This window comes from Rickettsia endosymbiont of Culicoides newsteadi (genome assembly GCF_002259525.1).
In the GTDB taxonomy this organism is placed as follows: Bacteria; Pseudomonadota; Alphaproteobacteria; order Rickettsiales; family Rickettsiaceae; genus Tisiphia.
This window is the reverse complement of record NZ_MWZE01000053.1, coordinates 1-7,974: the sequence shown is the minus strand read 5'-3', so window position 1 is coordinate 7,974 and position 7,974 is coordinate 1. Positions and strand designations below refer to the sequence as shown.

Here is a 7,974-nt window from a genome sequence, read left to right as displayed (position 1 = left end):
TTAACTATAAGCCGGATACATGACTGCATTCGATTTTTTTGCTGTTATATATTATTTTTTTCTTGCATTATCGGGTAGGTCCATACATGACTATATTAGTGGGTTAATAATTGTCAAACCACGTATAGTTTAGGAGAAGTTGGTGACGTCATTATTTATAACGGCTTAGCGATTAAACTATAAAAAATTATATATTAGTTGCAAATGATTATTGATTTTCTGATTAGGCATTGCAAAAAGTAGCAAATTGTGCCGAATTGGCGGAGAGGAGGGGATTCGAACCCCTGACACGTTACCGTGAACACGCTTTCCAGGCGAGCGCCTTAAACCACTCGGCCACCTCTCCATAACTCTATACAAATTCAGCCACAGCTATAAAACTAATAATTTATTACTTCAGAAAATTGTTAGCATAATATTCACAATATTCTTTAACTGGGCAAACAGAACAATTGGGTACTCGTGCTTTACAGATATACCTACCAAGTAATATCAGCCAGTGATGAGCATATTGTAACCATTTTGCATCAATAATTTCAACTAATTCAAATTCCACTTTTTGGGGGGTATCACTACTTGCCAACCCTAATCTTCTAGAAACTCTGAATACATGTGTATCAACTGCCATAGTTGATTTACCAAATAAGCAATTCAATACTACATTGGCAGTTTTTCTTCCAACACCAGGTAATTTAATTAATTCGTCAAAATTGTTTGGCACTTTGCTATCATACTTATCTATCAAAATACGAGAAAGTGCAACAATATTTTTTGCTTTGGTTATAAATAAACCTATTGATCTTATATAATTTTTTAATCCTTCTTCCCCGAGCTCTAATATTTTTTCCGGTGTATTATATTCTTTAAACAAAAATCTTGTTGCTTTATTAACCGAAATATCAGTTGCTTGTGCTGATAATACCACAGCTATTAATAGAGTGAAATTATTAACATATTCTAGTTCTGTTCGGGGATTAGAATTATTCTGGCTTAAAATTTCAAAGATTTTATCAACTATTTGAGCTTGCATAATATAACATTTAAGAGTAAAAAGAAGTCATAATTTTTATCAGGTTTGAGGATGTTAGAGAATAAAAATTTTGATTTTATAAGAAATGAAATTGCTAATAACGATGTTGTGTTGTTTATGAAAGGCACTAGTAATTTTCCTCAATGTAATTTTTCTGCTACCGTTGTTTCTATCTTAAAAAAACTTGGCATAGAATTTCGTGATATTAATGTTTTGACCAGTCTTAGCTTACGTGAGGATATCAAATCCTTCACTGATTGGCCTACCATACCACAGCTTTATATAAAAGGAGAATTTATAGGTGGCTGTGATATAGTACGTGAAATGTATGAAAATGGTGATCTTGTTACATTATTAAAAGATAAACATATAATATAACTCATGTATGGATCTACCCAATAATGCAAGAAAAAAAATAATACTTGACAGAAAAAAAGCAAATGCAGTCATGTATTCGACTTGAAGCTCAACAAAGTGCTTCAGCCCTGATGGAATTCGCTAACTTACGAACTTTAACATAATCACCTTAACGGCTTCTTTTGAGCCTGTGAGTTAAACAGTTTTTTCGTAAGCTAAGGTTTGTCTTATTTACCATCAATATTATCATCTCTCGCATATTCCTTGGTAAGAATTCCTTACTTTATTATTTTATTCCAGCTATGATTTTTTTTAATTTAAACCTTAATTTAATTAAAAAAAATCATTTAGCCATCATAAATTAATAATTAATATTAAACTTTTAATAACATACTTTTATTTCACTGTATGATTGATCATTTCGCAATACTGTGAATACTACTCTTGCTAATTTATTTGCCACTGCTACTACACTAGTATTATAACCTCGTCTCTCTTGCAGCTTGAACATCCAATCTGTAAACCTACTTTTGTTACCTTCTTCTATTTTATCTAATTTCTTAGTTCTTAATACCCTAGCTGTAAAAACAGAACGAGCTCCATATTTATCTACTGCATGAAGATGAAAAATATTTTTTGCTAAATCTATTCCTATTGTGTTATATTCCATTTTGGGTCTCCCTATTGTTGTTTTAATATATTAAATCTAGAAGAATAACCATTAATATTCATTCTGTATATAGGGTAGATCCATACCATTACCTTACGCATGGTATTTAAAAGTCATATAGAAAATAGCTTGGCGTCATTGCGAGGAGCTACTTTAGTAGCGACGAAGCAATCTAATGAATGTGGATTGCCACGACCACGTAGTGGTCTCGCTAATAGCGTTTTGTACTTTTCTGGAATTTTTAAATTGTCATGGGGTTTATGCGTAAGGTGAGTAAATTAATTAGTTATTGCAGGCAGCCTCCTAGCCATTTTATTAAGTTATTGGCAAAAATTCTAAAAACTATTCTGCCAAGTATGATAATTATTATGGTGATAAGGAAACTATAAATAATATCAGCTGGGTAGTGCATAGCAAGAGTAATACGTGATATCGCCACTAAAATAACAATCAAAATGGCTATAATTTTTTGTCTGATTGTTATATATGACCAAATACAGTAGGCAACCAATAATGCTAACCCAGAATGACTGCTTGGAAAACTAGACAAACATCTTTCAAGTTCAATATTAGCAATTGTTACAAAACTATTAATAGGCAATGAGCAAAATGGTCTAGGTAGATTAACCGAAAACTTAAGTAGAGCATAAATACAACCGAATATCGTATAAATTATACCAATCATTACCATTTTGTTATATATAAACCAAAATTTGCTCTGACGATGATTAAAATCTTGAATCTTTTTTATCTGAATGTAAAAATATACGCAATATATCAAATAAGCGATAGCAAAGTTGGTAATATTAAAACAATAAGAGATAATTTGTAGAATATAAGCTATTATGCTAAAATGGTTAGTTATGCTATTGATCCACAAGAATATTTCTTGATTAAGACCTTGGAAGTTATATAAAAGTTCAAACATTTTCAATTTTAATTTTATTTGATTTAAGTAAATAATATTATGCTAGAAATAACAGTACTAGGGTGTGGATCATCGCTTGGTCTACCGATAATTAATTGTGATTGCAATACATGCACCTCGACTTCAAGTTACAATAAAAGAACTAGATCATCAATATATATGGATGATGGTAATAGTCAAATTCTTGTTGATTTTGGTTTCAACATTAAGGAGCAATTACTACGAGAAAAGATTAAAAAAGTGGACAGTGCCATATTAACCCATTATCATGCAGATCATGTTAACGGTATTGATGATCTACGTGTATTTCCATTCTTTCAGAAAAGACCTTTAGAAATTTTTACTGATAATGCTACAGCATTGAGAACTGAGAATCATCACCAACACTTGTTTGCTCCGGATAGACTGATTGCAAGACCGGTAGATTTTTTTGCAAAATTTAAAATTAACACTATAGAGGTACAATTTTTTAGACAGCATCATGGCCCTATAGATAGTTTAGGTATTAGAGTGGATGATTTTGTATATTCTAGTGATGTGGCAGATTTTCCGACAGAATCCAAACCATTCTTAAGAAATATCAAAGTGTGGATATTAGATTGTATGGCATACGAATCTAATGATTGCCATGCAGGATTAGATAAAATCCTACAGTGGGAATATGAATACAAACCGCAACAAATATTATTAACTAATATGAATCATTTTATTGATTATCACGAGATATCAAAAATATTGCCAAGCAATATAAAACCTCTATATGATGGTTACAAATTTATAGTTTAGTATGATAGTAGTTGATAAGGTTTCAAAAAAATATAGTAAAATTTATGCTGTTAAAGATGTTAGTCTTGAGTTCAAAAAAAAGGAAACTATAGCGATTATAGGTTCTTCTGGTAGTGGTAAATCCACTTTATTACGAATTATTAATGCGTTAGAAATACCTACTACTGGACAAGTGTTTATTGATAACAAAAAGTTAACTCAAAAGAATAAAAGGAAGCTTTGCCTTAAAATTGGTATGGTTTTCCAATCTTTTAATCTTTTCCCACACTTAAATGTTCAGGATAATTTAATATATGCTCCTGTTAATATTTTGAAAATGCAGCAGATGACTGCCATTTCTAAGGCGGAGAAATTATTAGAGCAATTTGGTTTAAAACAAAAAGTTACTGCTTTTCCTATCAATCTATCTGGAGGACAAAAACAGCGAGTAGCCATTTGTCGAGCCTTAATGATGGATCCAGAGGTAATGTTATTTGACGAGCCTACTTCAGCTTTAGACCCTGAAAATATTAAAGATATTATTGAAATTATCTCTTTATTAAAAAGTCAAATGACGATGATTGTTGTTACTCACCATATCAAATTTGCCAAAGCGATAGCGGATAGGATAATTTTTATGAATCACGGGCAAGTTCTAGCCGATCAGCCAGCCGCAGAATTTTTTGAAAAGCCAAAATCTCATAGAGCAAGATTATTTTTAGAGAATATAGGTGACTTAATGTGAGCAATAAGAGTCTTATAAAGTTAACAATGCTTTTATGTATTAGTATGGTCATTACCTTCTTGATACGTAAATCGGTAGATGCACAATTTCCTGGGTTCTCTTGGAGTAGCCAGAAAAGTATATCTTGCTTTGTAATGATTTTGATTATTATCAGTATCGTTTATAACTCCTTTAATCAAAAGGGGATAAAGATCGTCTCTATTCAGCTATTAATTTGGGGGCTAATTTTTTTGATCATAATTATTGGTTACGCTTTCAGATTTGAATTAAATTATACCACACAACGAGTCGTATCCGTACTAATACCATCATATAATTGGGTCAATAAACAAGGAGAATTAGTGATTAGCCGTAGTAGCGACGGACATTTTTACATTGACGTATTGGTAAATGGAGTAAAAATTAAATTTATGATTGATACCGGAGCAAGTGATGTTGCCCTTACTACTAATGATGCTAAAATGCTAGGGTTTGACTTATCAAAACTACATTACACTAGAATTTACTCGACGGCTAATGGTACTAGTACAGCCGCCCCCGTGAAATTAGATAGTGTAGTAATTGATAACAGAGCTTTCTTTAGAAATATTGAAGCTCATATAGGTACTGGTGGTCTCGATATATCACTACTAGGTATGTCAGTATTAGAGCGTTTTAAAAGTTTCAGAATAGATCGAGATATGTTAATTTTAAGTTGGTGAAGCTATTCAAAAACTAGGAGATTGCAGGCAGTCTCTAGCGATGTATAGTTAATTCAGGAGAATTTGGGGCTAGGAACGATGGAGCGACGCCTATAAGTAATAGGCGAGCATTGAGCAACGACGTCACCAACTTCTTATCAATTGACTATACACCACAATACTTACAAAAATACGTTAATGAGTTCTGTTTTAGATATAATAACAGAGATAATTACGATATATTTAATTTGTTGGTACAACAAGCTTTTTTGTAAAATTGGAATATTCTTTATGTATACTAAAAGATTAGAAGCATCTGTAACGCATGATATCCTGGTTCAACTTGCTAATCTTGGTTGGATTGTCGATGAAAAAGACCCAAGATGTAACGTTTATCAACAAAGAGTGAAACTTACCAAACAAAAAGAATTACTTAACGGTAAAATACCTGACTTTGTACTATACAAGGAAGGAAGTAACGAACCAATAATAATAATTGAGGCAAAAAAACCAAATGAAAGTATACAATTAGCAATGCACCAAGCATTGAATTTGTATGCTAAACCACTAAATACGCCGCTTATATTTGCTTATAATGGAAGTTATATTGAAACCCAATATTTGTATAATGGGCGTAATCTTAAAATTGACGGGGAAGATGTAAGGCAATTTATAAATCACCATACGGCACTCAGATTTGTTAATGAGGGCTCTGAAATACTATCTGCGGTAAATTTCATTCAGCATTCAAGAGACGAACTTATTAGGATCTTTAAAAGTGCGGCTAATTTACTAAGAGAGGATGGATTGCAAGCAGGGCTTGACAGATTTGGGGCATTTTCTGATATTTTGTTTTTAAAAATTCTTGATGAAATTTCCGTTCTAAAGATGTTGGGAGGTGAAGAAAATAAGTTAGATGAGTATCTTAGATGGAGTTCCTTTTCTCAGAAAAAAGGAAACGAGTTGTATCAATATGTGAAAGATGTTGTGTGGATTAAGATTAACAAGAAGTATGGTGATATTTTTAGCGAAGCGTTCCCTATTAATTCCCCTGATATTTTTGAAGAAATTATTTGTGAGCTTTCAAAACTTAACCTCACAGCTTCAGATAGTGATGTGAATGGTGATGCTTTTGAATATTTTTTAAAAAATGCTTACCAAGGCATCAAAATTAAAGATTTAGGCGAATATTTTACACCTAGAAACATTGTAAGAACAATGATAAGTATGGTTAATCCTAAAATTGGCGAAACCATTTATGACCCTTTTTGTGGCACAGGAGGATTTTTAATTGAAGCATTTAGATATTTAAAAATCAGAACTTCGTTTAACGACGAGATGCAAAATATTCTAAGGAAAAAAACAATTTACGGTTCTGAGATTACTGTTAATGCAAGAATTGCAAAAATGAATATGATTTTGTTTGGAGACGGACATAGTAATATCAAGAAACAAGACACCCTTTCTGATTATGTAAATCAAAAATATGATATTGTAATTACAAATCCACCATATTCGCAACAAACAAGGTTTGGGTATTTATATCCCATTCAATCAAATAATGGTGACGCTATTTGTCCTTTGCATTGCTTTGAAGCTTTAAAACTAGGTGGTAGAGGCTGTTTACTTGTAAAAGAAAACTTTGTTTCAGATGGGGGCAATGTTGGAAAGGTGAGAGAGTATATTTTTAATAACTCATCAAATGTTTCTATTGTTTCATTGCCAAGAAAGCTTTTTGAACCTTACACCCCAACAAAAACAAGTATTATATATTTCGAGAAAAACAGAAAGATCTCAGACACGTTCTTTTTTGCAATTAATGCGGTTGGTCATGAACTTGGTTCAAGAAAGAAGCCAATTAAGGATAATGATTTACCAGTTGCACTTGATGCTTTCAATAATAAAAAGGCTGTTGCAGAGATTGAATCTGCCATAATACCATCAACTGAAATAGCCAAGAATAGCTATAGTTTATGGATTTATGATTATTTAGATATTTTTGCTAATTTAAAAGGTGATATTATAAAACTTGGTGATTATATTGAGGAGATAACAGAAAAAATAGAACCGTCTTTACAGCCAATTACAGATTTTAGAATTTTAGGGGTAAGTAATAGTATTGGTATTTTTGACAATGAAATTTTAAAAGGCGAGGACATAAACCAAAAATATAAGCATGTTCAAGCTGGAGATTTGGTATATAATCCGCATAGGATTAACGTTGGCTCTTTAGGTTTAGTTTCTGAGGAGTTAAATGGTGGATATGTAAGTGGTATCTATATCGTATTTAGAGTTTTAAAAAAATTCCAAGATACTCTACCATCCGAATATTTATTACATGTTTTAAAATCAAAATATTATTTAGCCATTATTGGCAAATATGATACAAAGTATGGAGCTGTTAGGGCAAACTTAACTTATGAACAGCTTTGTAATATACACATACCATTACTAAAAAAAAATGAAATGAAAGAATTTCTAGAAAAAATAAGTACACTAAATAATATCACGGAAGAATTTCAGAAAATTAAAAATAATCTTAAAGAATCTATATATGAAATTTTACCTCATTTATGAATTAAGTATAATTGTCCTTGAGGATTGGTTGGAAAAATGTAAGTTGACTATTATTTTAAACTTAATAATAATATTAAACTAAAGAAAGTGGATATAAATAGTCTTTATATTATAATTAACAGTACAAATAATAAATTTACGTCAATTCGGGATAAGGGATAAGAAAAAATAAAGGAGATATAGGAGTTGCAAGGAGTTAATGCCTGTGATAAATGTTTTTTT

Annotated in this window: 9 protein-coding genes and 1 tRNA gene; 6 read left to right on the top strand and 4 right to left on the bottom strand. The window is 31.3% G+C overall.

The genetic code is table 11. The annotated features are described in order from the left end of the window. Positions 1–258: 258 nt before the first annotated feature. Together RiCNE_RS04560 and nth are read right to left on the bottom strand one after the other, a co-directional pair. Positions 259–346 (bottom strand) — tRNA-Ser (locus RiCNE_RS04560). A 45-nt stretch (positions 347–391) separates the two neighbouring features. Further along, a complete protein-coding gene (gene nth / locus RiCNE_RS04555) occupies positions 392–1,030 on the bottom strand; it encodes an endonuclease III (protein WP_094649426.1) in 639 nt (212 codons plus the stop codon). 51 nt (positions 1,031–1,081) lie between these two features. On the opposite strand from nth, the gene grxD reads away from it, so the two are divergent. Further along, positions 1,082–1,408 carry a Grx4 family monothiol glutaredoxin gene (gene grxD / locus RiCNE_RS04550; RefSeq protein ID WP_094649425.1) on the top strand — a complete coding sequence of 109 codons (327 nt, stop codon included), beginning with the start codon at positions 1,082–1,084 and terminating at the stop codon, positions 1,406–1,408. A gap of 361 nt (positions 1,409–1,769) precedes the next feature. On the opposite strand, the gene RiCNE_RS04545 is transcribed toward grxD, so the two are convergent. Continuing rightward, positions 1,770–2,057, bottom strand: coding sequence for a hypothetical protein (locus RiCNE_RS04545; RefSeq protein WP_094649424.1), 288 nt, complete (start codon positions 2,055–2,057; stop codon positions 1,770–1,772). A gap of 286 nt (positions 2,058–2,343) precedes the next feature. Then, positions 2,344–2,985 carry a phosphatase PAP2 family protein gene (locus tag RiCNE_RS04540; protein WP_094649423.1) on the bottom strand — a complete coding sequence of 214 codons (642 nt, stop codon included), beginning with the start codon at positions 2,983–2,985 and terminating at the stop codon, positions 2,344–2,346. Positions 2,986–3,024: 39 nt separating this feature from the next. Here RiCNE_RS04540 and RiCNE_RS04535 point away from each other — a divergent pair, with 39 nt between their 5' ends. The 5 genes from RiCNE_RS04535 to RiCNE_RS04515 all read left to right on the top strand — a co-directional run bounded on the left by RiCNE_RS04535 (position 3,025) and on the right by RiCNE_RS04515 (position 7,752). Then, on the top strand, positions 3,025–3,771 hold the full coding sequence (locus RiCNE_RS04535; RefSeq protein WP_094649422.1) for an MBL fold metallo-hydrolase: 747 nt from the start codon (positions 3,025–3,027) through the stop codon (positions 3,769–3,771). 1 nt (position 3,772) lies between these two features. After that, positions 3,773–4,495 carry an amino acid ABC transporter ATP-binding protein gene (locus RiCNE_RS04530; protein WP_094649421.1) on the top strand — a complete coding sequence of 241 codons (723 nt, stop codon included), beginning with the start codon at positions 3,773–3,775 and terminating at the stop codon, positions 4,493–4,495. Between the two features lie 26 nt (positions 4,496–4,521). Then, on the top strand, positions 4,522–5,196 hold the full coding sequence (locus RiCNE_RS04525; RefSeq protein WP_094649427.1) for a TIGR02281 family clan AA aspartic protease: 675 nt from the start codon (positions 4,522–4,524) through the stop codon (positions 5,194–5,196). 110 nt (positions 5,197–5,306) lie between these two features. Then, entirely contained in the window at positions 5,307–5,450 is a 144-nt protein-coding gene (locus RiCNE_RS04520; RefSeq protein ID WP_239832692.1) for a hypothetical protein, read from the top strand. A 16-nt stretch (positions 5,451–5,466) separates the two neighbouring features. Next, a complete protein-coding gene (locus tag RiCNE_RS04515; protein ID WP_204839955.1) occupies positions 5,467–7,752 on the top strand; it encodes an N-6 DNA methylase in 2,286 nt (761 codons plus the stop codon). Positions 7,753–7,974: the final 222 nt, after the last annotated feature.